Annotated in this window: 15 protein-coding genes and 2 tRNA genes; 8 read left to right on the top strand and 9 right to left on the bottom strand. The window is 66.0% G+C overall.

What is annotated here, in order from left to right:
• Positions 1-3: 3 nt before the first annotated feature.
• The 3 genes from F2P46_RS01400 to F2P46_RS01390 all read right to left on the bottom strand — a co-directional run bounded on the left by F2P46_RS01400 (position 4) and on the right by F2P46_RS01390 (position 2,487).
• Positions 4-1,290, bottom strand: coding sequence for an efflux RND transporter periplasmic adaptor subunit (locus tag F2P46_RS01400; protein ID WP_166884530.1), 1,287 nt, complete (start codon positions 1,288-1,290; stop codon positions 4-6).
• A 166-nt stretch (positions 1,291-1,456) separates the two neighbouring features.
• Positions 1,457-2,296 carry an alpha/beta hydrolase gene (locus tag F2P46_RS01395; RefSeq protein ID WP_166884528.1) on the bottom strand — a complete coding sequence of 280 codons (840 nt, stop codon included), beginning with the start codon at positions 2,294-2,296 and terminating at the stop codon, positions 1,457-1,459.
• Positions 2,293-2,487 carry a hypothetical protein gene (locus F2P46_RS01390; RefSeq protein ID WP_166884526.1) on the bottom strand — a complete coding sequence of 65 codons (195 nt, stop codon included), beginning with the start codon at positions 2,485-2,487 and terminating at the stop codon, positions 2,293-2,295. Before F2P46_RS01390 ends, F2P46_RS01395 begins: the two co-directional genes overlap by 4 nt.
• Before the next feature lie 132 nt (positions 2,488-2,619).
• On the opposite strand from F2P46_RS01390, the gene F2P46_RS01385 reads away from it, so the two are divergent.
• Complete coding sequence (locus tag F2P46_RS01385) at positions 2,620-3,537, top strand: LysR family transcriptional regulator (RefSeq protein WP_166884524.1); 918 nt, start codon at positions 2,620-2,622, stop codon at positions 3,535-3,537.
• Between the two features lies 1 nt (position 3,538).
• Entirely contained in the window at positions 3,539-4,483 is a 945-nt protein-coding gene (locus F2P46_RS01380; RefSeq protein WP_166884522.1) for a D-2-hydroxyacid dehydrogenase, read from the top strand.
• On the opposite strand, the gene F2P46_RS01375 is transcribed toward F2P46_RS01380, so the two are convergent.
• Entirely contained in the window at positions 4,480-5,625 is a 1,146-nt protein-coding gene (locus tag F2P46_RS01375; protein WP_166884520.1) for an alpha-hydroxy acid oxidase, read from the bottom strand. The genes F2P46_RS01380 and F2P46_RS01375 overlap by 4 nt on opposite strands.
• Positions 5,626-5,647: 22 nt before the next feature.
• Positions 5,648-9,565, bottom strand: coding sequence for a two-component regulator propeller domain-containing protein (locus F2P46_RS01370; RefSeq protein WP_229508931.1), 3,918 nt, complete (start codon positions 9,563-9,565; stop codon positions 5,648-5,650).
• A gap of 231 nt (positions 9,566-9,796) precedes the next feature.
• On the opposite strand from F2P46_RS01370, the gene F2P46_RS01365 reads away from it, so the two are divergent.
• Together F2P46_RS01365 and F2P46_RS01360 are read left to right on the top strand one after the other, a co-directional pair.
• Positions 9,797-9,873, top strand: a tRNA-Arg gene (locus F2P46_RS01365).
• 142 nt (positions 9,874-10,015) lie between these two features.
• Positions 10,016-10,092, top strand: a tRNA-Arg gene (locus tag F2P46_RS01360).
• Between the two features lie 172 nt (positions 10,093-10,264).
• Here F2P46_RS01360 and F2P46_RS01355 read toward each other — a convergent pair.
• The 4 genes from F2P46_RS01355 to F2P46_RS01340 are packed head-to-tail and all read right to left on the bottom strand — an operon-like array spanning position 10,265 to position 13,433.
• Entirely contained in the window at positions 10,265-10,957 is a 693-nt protein-coding gene (locus F2P46_RS01355; protein WP_166884518.1) for a TorF family putative porin, read from the bottom strand.
• A 24-nt stretch (positions 10,958-10,981) separates the two neighbouring features.
• The gene (locus tag F2P46_RS01350; RefSeq protein WP_166884713.1) at positions 10,982-12,196 is read right to left on the bottom strand and encodes a S8 family serine peptidase; all 1,215 of its coding nucleotides are present in this window, start codon (positions 12,194-12,196) and stop codon (positions 10,982-10,984) included.
• On the bottom strand, positions 12,196-12,831 hold the full coding sequence (locus tag F2P46_RS01345) for a zf-HC2 domain-containing protein (protein ID WP_166884516.1): 636 nt from the start codon (positions 12,829-12,831) through the stop codon (positions 12,196-12,198). Before F2P46_RS01345 ends, F2P46_RS01350 begins: the two co-directional genes overlap by 1 nt.
• Complete coding sequence (locus F2P46_RS01340) at positions 12,828-13,433, bottom strand: RNA polymerase sigma factor (protein ID WP_166884514.1); 606 nt, start codon at positions 13,431-13,433, stop codon at positions 12,828-12,830. The genes F2P46_RS01345 and F2P46_RS01340 overlap by 4 nt, the downstream gene beginning before the upstream one ends.
• Before the next feature lie 229 nt (positions 13,434-13,662).
• Here F2P46_RS01340 and mrtJ point away from each other — a divergent pair, with 229 nt between their 5' ends.
• The 4 genes from mrtJ to F2P46_RS01320 are packed head-to-tail and all read left to right on the top strand — an operon-like array spanning position 13,663 to position 16,935.
• Positions 13,663-14,007 carry a JDVT-CTERM system glutamic-type intramembrane protease gene (gene mrtJ, locus F2P46_RS01335; RefSeq protein ID WP_229508929.1) on the top strand — a complete coding sequence of 115 codons (345 nt, stop codon included), beginning with the start codon at positions 13,663-13,665 and terminating at the stop codon, positions 14,005-14,007.
• 29 nt (positions 14,008-14,036) lie between these two features.
• The gene (locus F2P46_RS01330) at positions 14,037-16,166 is read left to right on the top strand and encodes a choice-of-anchor D domain-containing protein (protein WP_229508927.1); all 2,130 of its coding nucleotides are present in this window, start codon (positions 14,037-14,039) and stop codon (positions 16,164-16,166) included.
• Between the two features lie 23 nt (positions 16,167-16,189).
• Entirely contained in the window at positions 16,190-16,699 is a 510-nt protein-coding gene (locus F2P46_RS01325) for a TlpA disulfide reductase family protein (protein ID WP_166884512.1), read from the top strand.
• Positions 16,696-16,935 (top strand): DUF4266 domain-containing protein, encoded by a 240-nt coding sequence (locus F2P46_RS01320; RefSeq protein WP_306667661.1) that lies wholly within the window; start codon positions 16,696-16,698, stop codon positions 16,933-16,935. The genes F2P46_RS01325 and F2P46_RS01320 overlap by 4 nt, the downstream gene beginning before the upstream one ends.
• The last annotated feature ends 10 nt before the right edge of the window (positions 16,936-16,945 follow it).

The following is a 16,945-nucleotide window of genomic DNA, read 5'->3' as shown; positions in this document are numbered from 1 at the left end:
GAGTTATTCCTTGGTTTTAGCCGATGCGTCGGCAACCTTGACTTCTTTTTTGGTGTCGGCGACGTTCGCGTCGGCGACGTCCGCGGCTTTCGCGTCCGGGGCTTTGGCGTCGTCGGCCTTCGCTTGCGGCGCCTTGCTGTCCTGGTCCATCGCCACGATCTGCGCCGTTACCGGTGCGCCAGGCTGGACGCGCTGCAAGCCGTTGATGACGATTTTTTCGCCTGGCTTGACGCCGCTGCGCACCACCCGCAGGCCGTCCACGCTCGGTCCCAGGACCACGGCGCGGTATTCGGCGCGGCTGTCGGCGCCAATCACATACACGAACTTGCGGTTCTGGTCGGTGCCGACGGCGCGGTCGTTGATCAGGATCGTCTTGGCCTGGGCGCCGTCGCCGCCGCCCAATTGAACCCGTGCGAACAGGCCCGGAACGAGCGTGTTATCGGTGTTGTCGAACATGGCGCGCATGCGCACGCTGCCGGTGGCCGAGTCGAGGCGGTTGTCAATGAATTCGAGCTTGCCTTCGTGCGGGAAGCCGCTTTCATTCGCCAGGCCGATCTTGACCGGCACCGTGGTGCCCTTCTGGGCCACGCGGCCGACGCGCAGGTAGGTGTCTTCGTCGCCGTCGAAGGTCGCATAGATCGGATTACTCGATACCACCGAGGTCAGGATCACGGCGCCGTCGACCAGGTTGCCGGTGGTGACTTCGGCTTTCGAGACGCGCCCGCCGATCGGCGCGTGCACATTGGTGTAGCTCAGGTTCAGGCGCGCCGCTTCGAGCGAAGCCTGGGCTGCGCGTACGTTGGCGTCCAGTTCCTTCAGGCCCGATGCCTTTTCGTCGAACTCGCGCTGGGCGATCGCCTTGTCGCCCAGCAGGCGCTCGGCGCGGGCCAGTTCCAGCTTGGCCAGGTCGGCGCGCGCGCGGGCCGAACTGACGGCCGCTTCGGCGCGATTGGCTTCGGCCTGGTAAGGGCGCGGGTCGATCACGAACAGCACGTCGCCCTTCTTGACAATGCTGCCCGGCTTGAAGTTGACCGAGGTGATAAAGCCGTTCACGCGCGCCCGGATGTCGACCCGGTCGACCGCTTCAAGCCGGCCAGAGAATTCCTGGGTCTCGTTGACCGAACGCTCGATCACGGTGGCGGCGGTGATCGGCGGGCCGGCGGGAGCGGCCGGCTGGGCCTTGCTGTTCGCCTCTTCACACCCCGCCAGCGACAGGGCCGCTAGTCCCGCCAAGGCCATCGCGGCCGCGAGCGGGCGGGCGAAGGTCATTAATCGATTAGTGGTTTTCATTTTTTTCCTCTTATTGATGAAAATGTTTAATAAATCAGCCGGATAGACGACGAAAGACGAGCTGTGCTGTTTCAAAAGGCGAAAAGGGTCCGTACGCTGCGCCGAGGGTTTCTCAGCGCAGCTGCACGGGGGTAACTGGTGGTGGTGTTACGAGTAATGCGCTAATTCAGGATGGCGGCGTATCGAGGCCATGTAAAAAATTGCCGATTTCATGCAGCGCCACGGCTCTGCAGGCGCACTCGTTGCGCGCGGCCGTGTCGTCCAGGGGCGCCGCCGCCATGCGCTTGACCGTGGTGGTCACGCCGCAGGTGGCCAGCTTGGCGCCGTATTGTTCGGCCTCGTCGCGCAATGGATCGTCTTCGGCGGACAGGATCAGCGCGGGCGGCAGGTTTTTCAGCCGGCTCGATTGCAGCGGCGAGGCATACGGGTGGGTGCGGTCGGCCGCATTCGGCAGGTAGCCGCGGTAGCTGGCGGCGCATTGGACTGCCACCCCGGCCAGGGTGGCGTCTTGCGGAATGGCGCGCATCGAACAGGTGGACAGGCCCGGGTCGAGCATCGGCATGATCAGGATCTGGCCGACCAGCGCCGGCCCGCCGCGGTCGCGCGCCATCAGCGTACACACGGCAGCCAGGTTGGCGCCGGCCTCGATGCCGGCCACCAGCAGGCGCTTGCCGCTCCATCCCAGCTTGGCCTTGTGCTTCTTGGACCAGGCCAGCACCGCGTGCGCATCTTCGGCGGCGGCGGGAAAGGGCCGCTCGGTGGCCAGGGTGTAGCGCGACGCCAGCACCAGGTGCTGGGTCGAGCAGCTGGCCAGGTGGCGCAGGAACTCGTCCGCCTCATCGAGGTCGCCGCCGATAAAGCCGCCGCTGTGGAAGAACACGATCAAGCCATCTTTTTTGGCGCCGGCGTCGCCGCCCGAATACAGACGCGCAGCCAGCGGGCCTTCGGCCCCCGCAACCTCGAGGTCGCGGATCTTCAGCTGCACCGGCGCGTCCTGGGAGCTCATTGCGGCTCCGCCAACTCGTCGTCCGCACAGGCCAGCAGGGAAGTGCCGAACAGGTCATGTGCAAGTGCGTCAAAACCGACGCTTTCCGCACTCGCGGCCTGCGGGAACTGGTCGGACAAGGCGGTACCCGTCAACGTCAGCATCGCCATCGCGAGTGTCACGATCATCATGATTGCTTTTTGATAACGCATAAGAGTAGCCCTTTCCTTCCGATTGTCCCGACATCCTATGTTGCAGTACGGCCACTTTAAACTTGATCTACAATCTGATAAAGAGGGCAAGAGCGAATTGATTGTTCAGGAATCTGAACAATGCGGAGGAATATGAATAAATTGCAAGCTATGGAAGTGTTTGTCCAGGTGGTCGACGCCGGCGGCTTTACGCGCGCGGCCGAGAACATGCAGCTTCCCAAAGCCACCGTGTCGACCCTGGTGCAGGCGCTCGAACTGGCGCTCGAAGTCAAACTGCTGCACCGCACAACGCGGCATGTGAGCGTGACCGCCGACGGCGCTGCCTATTATGAACGCTGCCTGCGCATTCTGTCGGATGTGCGCGAAGCCGAAGAATCGCTCTCGCGCAATCGCGCCAATCCGAGCGGACGGCTGCGCGTCGATGTCGCGAGCGGGTTCGCCAACGACATCCTGCTGCCGGCCCTGTCCGATTTTTTCGATCGCTATCCCGACATCCGGCTCGACCTCGGTATCGGCGACCGCCCGGTGGACCTGATCGAAGAAGGCGTCGATTGCGCCATCCGGGGCGGCAACCTGCCCGATTCGGCGCTGATCGCGCGCCGCGTGGGCGTGCTCAATTTTGTCACCTGCGCCACGCCGGGCTACCTGGACCGGCATGGACGGCCCACCCATCCGCACGACCTGGCCAGCCACCGCTGCGTCAACTACTTTTCCACCAAGACCGGCAAGATCTTCGACTGGGATTTCGTCCGGGGCGATGAAGTGATCACCGTCGCAGCCCCCGCCTGCCTGGCCGTGAACGACTCCACCGCCTATATGACCGCCGGAATGCAGGGGCTCGGGCTGATGCAGATGTCGAGCTTCATGGTCGACCAGATGGTCGCCGTCGGCAAGCTCGAAATCGTGCTCCCCGACTGGAGCAGCACGCCGGTGCCGGTGAACGTGGTATATCCTCAGAATCGCCACCTGTCGGCCAAGGTGCGCGTGTTCGTCGAATGGGTCGCCGACCTGTTTCTCACCCACCCACTCCTGCAACTACCAAGGCCCTGATATGCACAACATCGTCTTCCTCGACCGCGACAGCCTGATGGCCGACGTGCGGCGTCCCGCATTCGAACACGCGTGGCGCGACTACGGCGCCACCAGCGCCGGCCAGGTGGTCGAACGCCTGCGCGGCGCCACCATTGCGATCACCAACAAGGTGCCGCTGCGCGCGGCCGATATTGCGCAACTGCCGGAGCTGAAGATGGTGGCCGTCGCCGCCACCGGCGCCAACAACATCGATCTCGACGCCTGCCGCGCGCGCGGGATCGTGGTATCGAATATCCGCAATTACTCGCTGGTGTCGGTGCCGGAGCATTGCCTGAGCCTCATTCTCGCCCTGCGCCGCAACCTGAAGGCGTATGGCGCGGACGTCGACGCGGGCCGCTGGCAGGCCTCGAACCAGTTTTGCCTGCTCGATCACCCGATAGCCGACCTGGCCGGCAGCCGGCTCGGCATCGTCGGCTACGGCGCGCTGGGCAAACAAGTGGCGGCGCTCGGGCGCGCGTTCGGCATGCGCGTCGCCGTGGTCTCGCGCTCGCCGGTAGACGACGCCGATGTCGATGTCGTGACGCTGGCCGAACTGCTGGCGACGTCCGACGTGGTCAGCCTGCACCTGCCTTTAAGCGCGCAGACCACGAACATCATCGGTGCGCGCCAACTGGCCAGCATGAAGCGCAGTGCATTGTTGATTAACACCGCGCGCGGCGGCCTGGTGGACGAAGCGGCGCTGGCACAGGCGCTGACCGATGGCGTGATCGGCGGCGCCGGCTTCGATGTATTGAGCCAGGAGCCGCCCTTGCCCGGCAATCCGCTGCTGGCGCTGCGCCTGCCCAACTTCATCCTGACGCCGCACGTGGCCTGGGCCAGCGCTGGCGCCATGCAGACCCTGGCCGAGATGCTGATCGATAACCTGGAAGCCTTCGAAGCGGGCAAGCCGCAGAACGTGCTCTAAAAGGTCCCCGGCAACAGGATATTGCTGTTCACGTCATTCACGTCGCGCAGGCCGCAGAACGCCATCGTCAGATCGAGCTCGTTGCGAATGATCTCCAGGCACTTGCTCACGCCCTGCTCGCCCAGCGCGCCCAGCCCGTACAGGAACGGCCGGCCGATATACACGCCCTTGGCGCCGAGGGCCAGCGCTCGGATCACATCCTGCCCCGAGCGCACGCCGCCATCCATATGCACCTCGATGCGCTTGCCGAGCGCCTCCACGATGGCGGGCAGCGCCCCGATGCTCGACTGCGCGCCATCGAGCTGGCGCCCGCCATGGTTCGATACGATCAGCGCATCGGCGCCGGAATCAAGCGCCAGGCGCGCGTCTTGCGCATCCATGATGCCCTTGATGATCAGTTTCCCGCCCCAGCGCCGCTTGATCCATTCCACATCGGCCCACGACAGGGCCGGATCGAACTGCTGCGAGGTCCATGCCGACAATGAGGACATGTCCGACACATCGCTGGCGTGGCCGACGATATTGCCGAAGCCGCGACGCGGCGTGCGCAGGATGCCCATGCACCAGCGCGGCTTGGTCATCAGGTTGATGATGTTCGCCAGCGTCATCTTGGGCGGCGCCGTCATGCCGTTGCGGATATCCTTGTGGCGCTGGCCCAATACCTGCAGGTCGAGCGTGAGCACCAGCGCCGAGCAGCGCGCCGCCCTGGCGCGCTCGATCAGGCGCTCGATGAAAGCGCGGTCCTTCATCACATACAGCTGGAACCAGAACGGCCTGGTGGTATGCGCCGCCACGTCCTCGATCGAGCAGATACTCATGGTCGAGAGGGTGAACGGCACGCCGAAGCGTTCGGCGGCGCGCGCGGCCAGGATCTCGCCATCGGCATGCTGCATGCCGGTCAGCCCGGTCGGGGCCAGCGCCACCGGCATCGCCACCTCCTGCCCTATCATCGTCGTGCGGGTGGTGCGGTCGACCAGGTTGACCGCCACCCGCTGGCGGAATTTGATCTTCGCAAAATCGTCGCTGTTGGCGCGGTAGGTCGATTCGGTCCAGGAACCAGCGTCGGCGTAATCGTAGAACATGCGCGGAACGCGCTTCCTGGCCAGTACCCGCAAGTCTTCAACGGTCGTGATGATGGTCATGCATCTCCCTGTGTGTGTTCGCCTACGCCGCCACCCTGAGCGGCAGGTCGATGAAGAACGTGGTGCCGCGTCCCGCGCCGCTTTCGACGCGAATACTCCCTTCCAGCAGCGACGTGACGATGTTGTACGTGATATTGAGGCCCAGGCCGGACCCGCCCTGCCCCATCTTGGTCGTGAAAAACGGATCGAAAATGCGCGCCTGGTGCTCGATCGGAATGCCGACACCGTCATCGACGAACACCAGTTGCACCCGCTCCGTCCCTTGCCGGCCGGCCGTGACCGTGATCGCGCCGCCGATGCGCCCTTCAAACGCATGCAGCAAGGCGTTGTTAATCAGGTTGATCATCACCTGCCCGAACGGTCCCGGGTAGCTCTCCATCTCGATGCCTGGTTCCACCGCCAGCGTGAGCGTATGGCCGGCCTTGCGCACCTGGTTCATCATGGTGGCCACGATTTCGTGCGCGGCCTGTTCGAGGTCGAAGCGGCGCCGATGCGCGCTGGCCTGGTCCACCGCCACCTGCTTGAAGCTGTTGAGCAGGTCGGCCGCGTTGAACAAACTGCGCATGATCAGCTCCGACGCCTCCTGCGACGCATCGATGAACACCTTCAGGTCGGAGCGGCGGATGGTGGCGCCGTCGAACTTCTCGGCGATCGCGCTGGTTTTCTCCTGCAAGGTGCTGGCCATCAGCAGGCTGTTGCCGATCGGGGTATTGAGTTCGTGCGCCACTCCGGCCACCAGCGAGCCGAGTGCCGCCAGCTTTTCCTGCGCGACCAGCTGCGCCTGGGTGCTCTGGAGCTGGCGGTAGGCGTCAGCATTGTCGAACGCCACGCCGACGTAGGACGCCAGCGTGCGCAGCATGTCGAGGTGAATGCGTTCGTAGGCATTGGTCGCATAGCTGTGCACCGACACCACGCCCAGCATGCGGCCGTTGACCGCGATCGGCACATACAGCAGCGAACGCGGCGTGGTCGGCAGCGAGCCGTCTTCGAGCGTGCCCAGGTTCTCTTCGCTGGAAGTGAGCAGCAGGTCGCCGATGTAATTGCCGTACTCCTTCTCCAGGTCATTGATGAACACCTCGCGCTCGTTGGCGATGCACCATACCGCCAGCTGGTTCGGCTGGTCCATGCTGCGCGAATACGGCAAATAGCGCTTGCCACCCTCCATCGCGAACGGATAGTCGATACAGGCGCGCTCCGGCCGATACAGGCCGATGCCGAACACGCTCGCATCCATCAGCTCATTGACGTGGGCGTACAACATCAGCATGATCGACTCGCTATCGAGTTTGGCGGTCAGCTTGCGGCCGATGTCGCTCAGGAGCGCGATATTGCGGTGCGCCTGCTCGACTTCCACTTTCTGGCGTTCGACCGAATCCTTTTGCAGCCGCAGTTCCGCCGTGCGCGAGCCGACCAGGCGCTCGAGCAGGGATTTTTGCTGCACCAGCGCGCGCACCCGCAGGCGCAGCAGCGCATAGCCGATGCCCGCCACCAGCGCCGCCAGCGCAAGGCGGAACCACCAGGTTTTCCAGGCCGGCGGCGTAATCGTGATGGCCAGCGCGGTCGGCGCCTCGTTCCACACGCCGTCCTTGTTGCTGGCCCTGACGCGGAACACATACCGTCCCGGATCGAGATTGGTATAGGTGGCGAAGCGCTTGCCGGCGTCGGTGCTGACCCATCCCTGGTCGAAGCCTTCGAGCTGGTACAGGTAGCGGTTGCGCTGGGGGTCGGCAAAATGCAGGGCCGCGAATTCGAGCGAGAGCACCGAATCGCGGTACGACAGCGTGATCTCGCGGGCGTCTTCGATGGCGCCTTTGAAGGTGGCGTCGCCAAGCTGCTGGCCGGCGCGCAGCGGACGGTTGAAGATCAGGAAATCGGTGATCATGACCGCCGGCGGGTAGGGATTTTCGCGGATCGCCTCGGGACGGAACGAGGTCAGGCCGTTGATGCCGCCGAAGTGCAGGCTGCCGTCGCCGCTGCGCGCGGCCGCGCCGACGAAATACGAACCATCGGTCAGGCCATCCCTGGCGGTGTAGTGCTTGACCTGGCCATTGGACGGGTCCAGCCGCGCCAGGCCGGCGGTGCTGCTCACCCACAGCATGCCGGCGTCGTCTTCCACGATGCCGCCGATGGGGTCGGCGGCGCCAGTGCCGTTAAGATCATAAAAGCGAAAGCGCACCTTGCCGTCGGCCCCAGGCTCGACCCGGTGCAGGCCGCCCGCGGTGCCTACCCACAGCTGGCCCGCGCGCGACTCGAACAGATAATAGATGCGGCTGTGGCGCAGGCTGGCCGCATCGGCCGGGTCGTAGCGGTAATGGGTAAAGCGGCTGGTGGCCGGGTCGAGCCGTTCGAGGCCGTTGTCGGTGCCGATCCAGATGATGCCGCGCTGGTCTTCCACGATCGCAAAGCCGTGGTTCTCGCCCAGGCTGTGCGGATTGTGCTGATCGTGGCGCCAGCCGATCCGGGTGTCGCTGGCCGGATCGTAGCGCACCACGCCGCCGCGCGTGACGATCCACAGCTTGCCGGCGCGGTCGATCAGCAGGCGCTGGATATACGAGGCGTTGGCGTCGCCGCCGAGCGGCAGCGGCGTGACGTGGCCGCCCTCCTTGTCCATCGACGACAGGCCGGTGGGCGTGCCGACCCAGACGCGCTCGCCCCCGACCGCCAGCGCCGTCACCAGCTCACCCGCGCGCAGGCGGGTAACGCTGCCCTTTTGCAGGTCGACCTTGTTGACGCCGCCGCCGGTGGTGCCGAGCCAGAGCGTGCCATGACCGTCCGGCGCCAGCGCCCGGACCTTGTTGGAACTGAGGCTGGCCGGGTCGTCCGGCGCGTGCGCGAGCCGGTTGAAACCGCCGCTGGCGATGTCGACCCGGTTCACGCCGCCGAACCAGCTGCCGACCCAGAGGGTGCCGCTGCGGTCGAGGAAACTGGCCGCAATGCGGTTGTCCGACAGCGAATGGCGGTCGAGCGGCTGGTGCCGGTAGCTCACGAATGCGCCGCTGGCGGGGTCGCGCAAGAACAGGCCATCGAGTTCGGTGCCGACCCACAGGTTGCCCTTCGCGTCGTGATACAACGACTGCACGCGCACCGCGCCGATGCCGTCGGCCGCGCCGAACTGGCGCCGCGCCGGCTGCGCCGCGCCCAGCTGCCACGCTTCGAGCCCGGCGCCGGTGCCGACCCATAAGGTGCGGTTGGCGCCGAGCGAGAGCGAGAGCACTTGATTGCGCCGGGCGTCGCTACGCCGGGCGTCGCCGCCCGAGGCGATCGTAAAGCGCTCGAAGCGCTGTGCGCCGCGTGCCAGCCGATCCAGCCCACGCGCGGTCGCCACCCACAGACTGCCGTCGGTATCGCGCACCAGCGCGTTGACGCGGTCGTCGGATAGGCTGGTGGCGTCGCCCGGATCGTGGCGCAGCGTGGCAAAGCGCGCGCTGGCCGGGTCGAAGTGCTTGAGTCCTTCGCCGGTGGCCAGCCACAAGCCGCCGCCGCCGTCGGCCACGATGGCAGAGACCACGCGATTGTTCATGCCGTCGGCCGCGTTGACGGCGCTGGCGTAGCGGATGAATTTGCGGGTGGCGCGGTCGTAGCGGATCAAGCCGCCCTTGGTGCCGAACCACAGGCGGCCCTGGTCGTCCTCGAACGAGGCGGAGATGTAATTGTCGGCGATGCTGTCCGGATCGGCGGGATCGTTCTTGAAGACGGTCATGCGGTAACCGTCGTAGCGGTTCAGGCCCGCCTGGGTGCCGAACCACATGAAGCCCTGGCGGTCCTGCAGGATGCTCTGCACCGACTCCTGCGACAAGCCCTGTTCGAGCCCGATATGCTCGAAGCGCAGGCTGCGCATGGGCGCGGCCAGCGCCGTCCCCACGCACGCCACGCCCAGCAGCCAGGCAAGGGCCAGCCGGAACAGTGTCGCGTTCGGTCGGGTCGTCAAACGAAGCATCATGAGCATTCCACGCAGCAATAGGAGTAATCTAACAGATGGCCGGCCCGGGGTGAAAATTACTTGCCGGGCGCCCCTTTCCGTTTGCCCTCTGGACAAACGGCGAAGGCGCCACTACAATAGCGCCTTCTTCGGAAATGCAAGCGATCTGGAGAATAGTAGAAGCACCGAGCGACAGGCGCCAGTAAAACAAGGTTCCGGAAACAAGGTGAAGCTGCTATAATAGTTGCCTAAGCGGCTGTAGCTCAGTTGGATAGAGTACTTGGCTACGAACCAAGGGGTCGTGGGTTCAATTCCTGCCAGCCGCACCAAAATTCGTAAGACGAAGGGCCTGTAGAGAGATCTCCAGGCCCTTTTTCTTTGCCCTACTGTTTGCTTGTTCGGTATTTTCAAAAGAAATGCGTGAGAAGATTTGGCAAAGCCATCGCGCACTGCTATAATATTTGCTTAAGCGCGGCTGTAGCTCAGCTGGATAGAGTACTTGGCTACGAACCAAGGGGTCGTGGGTTCAATTCCTGCCAGCCGCACCAAAATTCGTAAGACGAAGGGCCTGTAGAGAAATCTTCAGGCCCTTTTTCTTTTTCCCACCCCGGTGTCAGGTCTGACATTCGGACACGGGCTCAACTATAAATGGCTGTGTAGTTGTACTTAAGGATCAGCTCGTGTCCGAATGTCAGACCTGACACCAGGCGAAGGGGCGGATCAGAACGAGCGGCCGAGGGTGAGCACCAGCCCGTTGCGCGAGCCGATACTGCCGCTCGAGCGCGCGTAGGCGCCCCGCTCCGCGTGCAGCGCGTCCCACGCGGCCTGCATTTTCCAGGCCTCGATGCTCATGCTCACGCCGATCCGTGCGTCGGCGCGCGCGCCGGAGGTGTAGCGCGGCACCTTTGATACCGGGCGCAGGTAGCCGACCCGCGCGAACAAGCCCACATCGTCGGTCAGCGCCACGCCGCCATTGAGTTCCCCGTACACCGTGCGCATGCTGGTGCCCAGGTAGGCCGACGAATACGACACCCTGCCACTGAGCCGGTCGCCGCCCAGCCCCGCATACACTTCGCGGTAGTTCAGGGCCGACATGCTGGAAAAGGTGTGGTTCGACGCCCCTACTTCCCACGACGGCCCCGCCGTCATGCGCCGCGCATAGCCGGCGTAGCCGATCGCGTACACGCCGTGCGGCGTGCCGCTCATTTTGAGCTGCGACGCAAACGTGCCTGCATAAAAGCCGCTGCGGGTGTCGAACGAGAGGTTGAACTGGGCCACCGGGTCGCCCTTGCTGTAGCCGACGCCCCGATAATAATAGTCGGAAACCAGCGACACGCTGCCGCTGGCCTGGGCGCAGGCGTTGCCGCCCGCGAGGCAGCACGCCAGTGCGAGCGCAAACCGGCATCTACGCAAGGGCCGCTCCGCGCGCGGCGGCGTTCAGGGCAGGCGGACAATCTTGGGCGGCGTGACCTCGACGCAGACGCATGTACATTTTCCTGTGAGGCGGGTGACGGTGGCGCAAAGGTTGATGCCTCCCGGCTGGAGCACGATGCTCGAGCGGACCTGCGGCAAGGTGAGCCCGGGACGCAGCTCGCTCAGCACGGCCATCATGCCAGAGATATGCGCCGCTGAATAGGACGACCCCGAGACCATGCCCCAGCGCGCCCCAGGCGCCGCCGTCGGGATGTCGCGCCCGGGCGCCATCAGCACGTGCGCGTTCATCTGCCGGCTGCTGTCGGCCGCCACCGCGAACACGCCAGGATGCGAGGCAGGAAAACCGCCGTCGGCGCTGGCCGCGTCCACCGCGCCGACCACCCGCACGCCGCGCGCGCAGGCGACGTCGATCAGTTCGCGCAGCAGTCGGTCGGACGGTCCCGACAGACTCAGGTTGATCACCTGCGCCCCGTGCATCAGCGCGAAATTGATCGCCTTGGCCAGCGTGAAGCTGTTGCAGCGGGTGGCCCCGCCAGCCACTTGCCAGCATGCCCGCAAGGCCATCAGGCGCGCGTCCGGCGCCACGCCTTCGATCCCCACGCCATTGCCGGCCAGCGCGGCGATCACCCCGGCCACGCCGGTGCCGTGGGTCTCGGCGGCATATGCCTGGCCGTCCACGAAATTCTCCTGGAAGGCGACCTGCCCGGCCAGGTCGGGATGGTCGCTTTCGACGCCGCTGTCGATCACCGCCACCAGCACCTTGCGCCCGGTGGCGGCCTTGCGTACTTCGCCCAGCTGCCACTGCAGCGCGGCCGGCTGCACCGGGTACAGCGGGTCGCTGGCCTGGGCCGAGAAGGTGTTGATCGATTGCGCCCAGTCGACCCGGGCGTCGCGCGAGAGCGCTTCGACGATCTTGCCCGGCTCGGCGCCGGCCGGTTCGGCCATGCGGTAGCAGTCCACGTTCAGGGCCGGCATGGGCCAGCCTTCGAGGATGGTCAGGCCATGTTCGCGCGCCAGCGCTTCGGCGATGCGGCGCCGCGCCAGGCGCCCGGCGTCGTCGCGGTAGTTGGCGCCGTAGGCGGCGTCGGGCCGGAAGTGCGGCGCCGGCAAATGCAGCATCACCAGGATCTGGCGCACCTCCGCCTGTGCCGGGGCCGCCTCCTGGGCGCGGCCGGTGAGCGCCGCCAGGAGCAGCAGCGCCAACACCAGCAGGCGCATCACGGTGCGCTCCGCGGCGTGAGCGACTCGGCCAGTTGCACGCCGGCGTCGGCGCGCAGCACGGCAAGCGCGTTCGATTGCTCGCCCGGCGGCGCGCTCAGGACAAAGGCGCCGCTGACGGTCGGGCCGTCGACCACGCGCGCGCCGCTGGCCTGCAAGGTGCGCTGCACCTCGCGCAGGCTGGCGTCGGGCCGGAATATCACGACGATGGTGCCGGCCGGCGCGGGTGCGCCGTCACTCAAGGCCTGGTAGGCCTCCCCCTTGCCCACCGGCGCAATCATCTGGATCGCCAGCACGGTGATCAAGGCGCATTGCCCCGCCAGCGCCCACGGCATCCAGCCGTTGCCGAACCAGGCGCGCAGGCCGGATACCTTGGAAGGCGCCGCACTCGCCTGGGGGCCGAGGCGCGGCATCAGGCGCGCCAGTGCGCGCTCCGGATCGAGGCCGGGCGGTTCGGCCGGCGCCGCATGCAACTGGCGCTGCCATGCGACCTCGCCGGCGCACTGCGCGCAGTGCTGAAGGTGCGCGCGCACCGGTTCCGCTTCGGTCTCTTCCAGGGTGCCGTTGGCAAACCACGGCAGCAAATCGCGCATCGCCTGGTGCGATGCGCCGGTCGGTTCTTGGTTCAGGTTCATAACGGTTCCTCCTGATGTGCGGACAGCAGCACCCTGAGGCGCTGCCGCGCATGAAACATCCGCGTCTTGACGGTATTGACCGGGCATCCCATCGTCTCGGCGATTTCCTGGTAGCCCATGTCGTGGTAATAGGTCAGGGTGACGACCACCCGCTGTTCGAGCGAGAGCGCCTTGAGCGCTTCGCCCACGCCCTGCTGCAACTGCTGCTGCGCGAGGGCCTGCTCCGGTTCCTGGCGCGGGTCGCCCGCCTCCAGCTCAAAATTCGACTCCACCGGCTCGTCGCGCATGTTCACCGCCTTCAGTCCCTGGCGGTAGGCGATGGCGAACACCCAGGTCGACACCTTGCAGGTGTGGTCGAACGTGTGCGCCTTCTGCCACACCACCAGCATGGCGTCGTTGACGATCTCCTCGATCAGGGCGCCGTTGCGCACCATCCGGTCCAAAAAGCGCGCCAGCCGCCCGAAGTACTTGCGGTACAGCGCCTGGAAGGCGTCCCGGTCCCCGCCCGCGATCAGGGCAATCAAGGCGGTGTCGCCGGTGTCGGCCGGTGCGGCCGGTGCGGCCGGCGTACCCCCGAAACGCGCTCTCCATTGTTTAAGCATGCTGCGATGTTCTCCACGATGTTCTCTGCTACTGCGGTGAATACTTGCCCGAAGCGAAAAGGTTCATGCTGCCGAGAAAAAAATATGTTGCTCCGGTCCCGCCGCTGATTCTACACGTGGCAATTTTTACAAAAATTTTTTCAAAAGCATTGAACCTTTTGTGGATGAGCCCGTATTGACCGTTCAATAAGACCGAACAATGCATCGTTACCACTGAAGGATCAGCATTTTGTTTGCCCTGTGCGGCCCCTCGCTTCTCGATCACTCGGCCGCCAGCCTGTTCCGGCTGTTGCTGCTCGCGCCGCTGCTGGAGGAATGCATCGTGCGCGCCGGCCTGCAGGAATGGCTGACGCGGCGCCCAAGCCCGACGGTCTTGGTGCTGGGCTTGCCCGCTTTGGCCTTCAGCCTGCTGCACCTGATGTCGGGCGCACAAGCCATGGCGGCGGTGTTCCTGCCCGGACTGGCATTCGGACTGATTTACCGCCGCTGGCGCGACTGGCGGCTGTGCGCACTGGTGCACGCGCTGTGTAACGGTGTCGCACTGGGTTTTTGCAGTTTCAGCATCTACTTTTAACATTAACCAGGTATCAACCAGGAGTAGCAATGACAGGATTTCGACTGAACCAATCCGGCCTGCGGCATCATCTGCGCGGCGCCGGTCTGTGCGCCTTGCTGGCAATGGGCCAGGCCCACGCGGCCGACGCCCTGCACGGCAAGACGCTGTACCTGAACGGCCCGGCCGGCGGCGGCACCGCTTGCGCGCGCTGCCATACCGCCTCGCCGACCGCCAACGTCAGCAAAATCCTGAGCGCGGCCGATAATCCGGCCGCCATCAGCGCGGCGATGGCCGCCAACAAGGGCGGCATGGGCAATATCTACGCCGGCAAATTGTCGGATGTCGACCTGGCCGACCTTGCGGCCTTTATCGGCAACCCGGGCGTGGGCGCGGCGCCGGCGGCCAGTCTCAATCCCGCCAGCCTGGCCTTCAGCGGCACGGTCCTTGGTCAGGCCAGCAGTCCCCTCGCCGCCACTCTGGCCAATACAGGGTCGGGCGCGCTCAATATCGATACCATCGGCGTGACCGGGGCGGCGGCGGCCGACTTCAGCATCGCCGGCGGCACCTGCGCGCCCGGCGGCGCGGTGGCGGCGGGCGCCAACTGCACGGTGCTGGTCAGCTTCAAGCCGAGCGTCGCCGGCGCGCGCAGCGCCAGCCTGGCGGTGGCCCACAACGGCACCGGCGGCAGCAGCAGCGTGGCGCTGAGCGGCACCGGCAGCGCGGCGCCCCAGGCCACCATTGGCGTCTCGGCCACCAGCATCAACTTCGGCGCGCTGGCCACCAATACGCCATCGGCCCCGCAAAGCATCACGCTCAATAACAGCGGCCAGAGCGCCCTGACCTTCAGCAGCATCGCGCTGGCGGGCGCCAACGGCGCCGTCTTCACGCTCGGCGGCGACTGCGCGGTGAGCAAACCGCTGGCCGGCGGCGCCAGTTGCGCGCTGACGGTGGCGGCGCAGCCCACCGCCAGCGGCGCCTTTACCGGCAACCTGACGGTGGCCTCGAATGCCGCCAACGGCAACGTCACCATCGGCCTGGCCGGCAGCGGCGCCAGCGCCACAGCGGCGGCCGGCGCCACACCGAACGTGCTGGCCTTCGGCAGCCAGACCATCGGCAGCGCGGCCGCCACGCAGAACGTCACGCTGACCAATACCGGCAACGTGGTGCTGACCTTCTCGTCGCTCGCCGTCAATGGCGCGGCCGGGTTCAGCGTGGCGCCGGGCAGTCACTGCGCCACGGCGCTGGTGCCTGGCGCCACTTGCAGCGTGCCGGTGTTGTTCGCACCGTCGGCCAAAGGCGCGTTCGCGGCGACCCTGGTAGCCACCTTCAACGGCGGCGCCGTGCAGGTGGCCCTGAGCGGCGCCGGCACCACCGCCGCAGTCGCCTCGCCCACAGTGTCGGATGCCGGTCCGATTGGTTTTGGCGAAATCGAGGTCGGTAAAAGCGCAGCGCCGCACACGACGGTGCTGCGCAATCCCGGTACGGCGGCACTGACCATCGCCACCCTGGTGATCGACGGCGCCAACGGCGGCGACTTTGTCCTCGGCGGCTCGTGCGCGGTCAACGGTGCCGTCAGTCCGGCGGGCAGCTGCACCATCGAGACCAGCTTCAAGCCGGGCGCTCCGGGCGCGCGGCTTGCCAACCTGCTGCTGGTGACCGACGGCGGCACCCAGTTTTCGCTGCCTTTGAGCGGCACCGGCACCGCCATCGCGGCGGCGCCCGCGCTCACGCTCACGCCGCAGTCGTTCGACTTCGGTTCCAGCGCGGCGTCCAAACGTTTCACGCTCAGTAACGCCGGCACCGCCGCCATCAACCTGTCGGCGGCGACCTTCAGCGGGCCGTTTGCGCGCGTGAATGACGCCAGCGGCTGCGCGGCTTTGCCGTTTGCGCTGCAACCGGGTGCATCGTGCGACCTGGTGATCGGCTACACCCCAGCCGCCGCGGGCGCCAGCAACGGCAGCGTCGTGCTGCAGGCCGATGGCGGCGGCAGCTGGACCATCGCACTGGCCGGCCAGGCTGCGGCTGTCCCGCCCAACGCCAACGCGGCCCCGGCGCAGAACCAGGGCGGCGGCGGCTGTTCGTCCGTACGCGATGGCACGGATCCGATGCTGGCCTTGCTGGCGCTGCTGGCGGCCGGTGTCCTTTTCTGGCGTCGTCGCAATCCGGCGCAGTCATGATCAATCTACTTTACGGAACCGCTATGATCAACTTCAAACGCAATACACGCGCAATCGCCGCGTCCCTCGTCCTGGCGCTGCTGGCGGCGCCGGCAAGCGCGCTGGAAGCGGGCAAGCCCGCCCCGGCGTTCGACCTCGCGGGACCGGATGGCGCGGTCAAGCTCGACAAATACGCCGGCAAGGTGGTGTATGTCGACTTCTGGGCATCCTGGTGCGGCCCGTGCCGCCAGTCGTTCCCGTGGATGAACGAGATGCAGGCCAAATACGGCGCGCAGGGTTTGCAGATCGTCGGCGTCAATGTCGACGCCAAGGTCGAAGACGCGCGCACCTTTTTGGCGGGCACGCCGGCAAAGTTCGCGATCGGCTTCGATCCGGCCGGCGCCACCCCGCGCAGCTATGGCGTCAAGGGCATGCCGAGCAGTGTGCTCATTGGCGCGGACGGCAAGGTGCTGTTCGAGCATAGCGGCTTCAAGGCGGCCGACCGCGAGGAACTGGAAGCGAAAATCAAAGCGGCACTGGGAGTGAAGAAATGAAGATGATGAGCAAGATCGTGCTGCGCATCGGTGCGGTTGCGGCGCTGGCCGCCGGCGCTACCGGCTGTTCGGCCATTACCCCGGTGCAGGCCTGGGAAAAAGGCACGCTGGCCAAACCCGAGATGCTGATCGAGGGCGACGGACTCGAAGCGCGCTTCAACGAGCATATTTACAACAGCCGCGAGGCGGCGTCCGGCGGCAGCGGTGTCGGCGGCGGCGGCTGCGGTTGCAACTGAGAGATGAACG

The sequence above is a fragment of the Massilia sp. CCM 8734 genome (assembly GCF_011682155.1).
In the GTDB taxonomy this organism is placed as follows: domain Bacteria; phylum Pseudomonadota; class Gammaproteobacteria; order Burkholderiales; family Burkholderiaceae_D; genus Telluria_A; species Telluria_A rubra.
Note: the sequence above shows the minus strand (reverse complement) of the source record. Positions and strands in the feature narration are given on the sequence as shown.

Coding starts and splice junctions, on each gene's coding strand:
- F2P46_RS01385 (WP_166884524.1), top strand. CDS start 2,620: ATGAATAAATTGCAAGCTATGGAAGTGTTTGTCCAGGTGGTCGACGCC.
- F2P46_RS01375 (WP_166884520.1), bottom strand. CDS start 5,625: ATGACCATCATCACGACCGTTGAAGACTTGCGGGTACTGGCCAGGAAG.
- F2P46_RS01340 (WP_166884514.1), bottom strand. CDS start 13,433: ATGCTTAAACAATGGAGAGCGCGTTTCGGGGGTACGCCGGCCGCACCG.
- F2P46_RS01320 (WP_306667661.1), top strand. CDS start 16,696: ATGAAGATGATGAGCAAGATCGTGCTGCGCATCGGTGCGGTTGCGGCG.
- F2P46_RS01380 (WP_166884522.1), top strand. CDS start 3,539: ATGCACAACATCGTCTTCCTCGACCGCGACAGCCTGATGGCCGACGTG.
- F2P46_RS01390 (WP_166884526.1), bottom strand. CDS start 2,487: ATGCGTTATCAAAAAGCAATCATGATGATCGTGACACTCGCGATGGCG.
- F2P46_RS01350 (WP_166884713.1), bottom strand. CDS start 12,196: ATGCGCCTGCTGGTGTTGGCGCTGCTGCTCCTGGCGGCGCTCACCGGC.
- F2P46_RS01370 (WP_229508931.1), bottom strand. CDS start 9,565: ATGATGCTTCGTTTGACGACCCGACCGAACGCGACACTGTTCCGGCTG.
- F2P46_RS01345 (WP_166884516.1), bottom strand. CDS start 12,831: ATGAACCTGAACCAAGAACCGACCGGCGCATCGCACCAGGCGATGCGC.
- F2P46_RS01330 (WP_229508927.1), top strand. CDS start 14,037: ATGACAGGATTTCGACTGAACCAATCCGGCCTGCGGCATCATCTGCGC.
- F2P46_RS01325 (WP_166884512.1), top strand. CDS start 16,190: ATGATCAACTTCAAACGCAATACACGCGCAATCGCCGCGTCCCTCGTC.
- F2P46_RS01400 (WP_166884530.1), bottom strand. CDS start 1,290: ATGAAAACCACTAATCGATTAATGACCTTCGCCCGCCCGCTCGCGGCC.
- F2P46_RS01395 (WP_166884528.1), bottom strand. CDS start 2,296: ATGAGCTCCCAGGACGCGCCGGTGCAGCTGAAGATCCGCGACCTCGAG.